The 1194-nt window shown below is 61.7% G+C and carries 1 protein-coding gene; it reads right to left on the minus strand.

Features of this window, described 5'->3' with window-relative positions; all coding sequences use genetic code 11:
* Nucleotides 1-1191, minus strand: a complete 1191-nt coding sequence (gene tuf, locus AVME950_RS24205; protein ID WP_272549654.1) for an elongation factor Tu — start codon at nt 1189-1191, stop codon at nt 1-3.
* Nucleotides 1192-1194 lie beyond the last annotated feature (3 nt).

Below are 1194 nucleotides of genomic sequence, written 5' to 3' on the forward strand. Positions count from 1 at the left end.
TTAAGCAATGATCTTGGCCACGACGCCGGCGCCGACGGTACGACCGCCTTCACGGATGGCGAAACGCAGGCCTTCTTCCATGGCGATGGGGTTGATCAGCTTGACGGTGATCGACACGTTGTCGCCGGGCATGACCATTTCCTTGTCGGCTGGCAGCTCGATGGCGCCAGTCACGTCGGTCGTGCGGAAGTAGAACTGAGGACGGTAGTTGTTGAAGAAAGGCGTGTGACGACCACCTTCGTCCTTGGACAGCACGTACACCTCGGCGGTGAAGTGCGTGTGCGGCTTGATGGAGTTGGGCTTGCACAGCACTTGGCCGCGTTCCACGTCTTCGCGCTTGGTACCGCGCAGCAGCAGGCCGACGTTGTCGCCAGCCTGGCCTTGGTCCAGCAGCTTGCGGAACATTTCCACGCCGGTGCAGGTGGTCTTTTGAGTATCACGGATACCGACGATTTCGATTTCTTCGCCGACCTTGATGATGCCGCGCTCGATACGGCCCGTCACCACGGTGCCGCGACCGGAGATCGAGAACACGTCTTCCACGGGCATCAGGAATGCGCCGTCCACAGCGCGCTCGGGCGTGGGGATGTACGAGTCCAGGGCTTCGGCCAGCTTCATGATGGCTTCTTCACCCAGGGCGCCCTTGTCGCCTTCCAGGGCGAGCTTGGCGGAACCGCGGATGATGGGGGTGTCGTCGCCTGGGAAGTTGTACTTGTCCAGGAGTTCGCGCACTTCCATTTCGACGAGTTCGAGCAGCTCTTCGTCGTCGACCATGTCGCACTTGTTCAGGAACACGATGATGTAAGGCACGCCCACCTGGCGGGCCAGCAGGATGTGCTCGCGGGTCTGGGGCATGGGGCCGTCAGCGGCCGAGCACACCAGGATGGCGCCGTCCATCTGGGCAGCGCCGGTGATCATGTTCTTCACATAGTCGGCGTGACCGGGGCAGTCCACGTGGGCGTAGTGGCGGTTGGCCGTTTCGTATTCCACGTGAGCGGTGTTGATCGTGATGCCGCGGGCCTTTTCTTCGGGCGCTGCGTCGATCTGGTCGTATGCCTTGGCTTCGCCGCCGAACTTGGAGGACAGCACCGTGGCGATGGCCGCCGTCAGCGTCGTCTTGCCATGGTCCACGTGACCGATGGTGCCCACGTTCACGTGGGGCTTGGTACGTTCGAACTTACCTTTTGCCATTTT

The organism is Acidovorax sp. SUPP950 (genome assembly GCF_030158935.1).
Taxonomy (GTDB): Bacteria; Pseudomonadota; Gammaproteobacteria; order Burkholderiales; family Burkholderiaceae_C; genus Paracidovorax.

Excerpts from the sequence above, each read along its gene's own strand:
- tuf (WP_272549654.1), bottom strand. The coding sequence starts at position 1,191 with ATGGCAAAAGGTAAGTTCGAACGTACCAAGCCCCACGTGAACGTGGGC.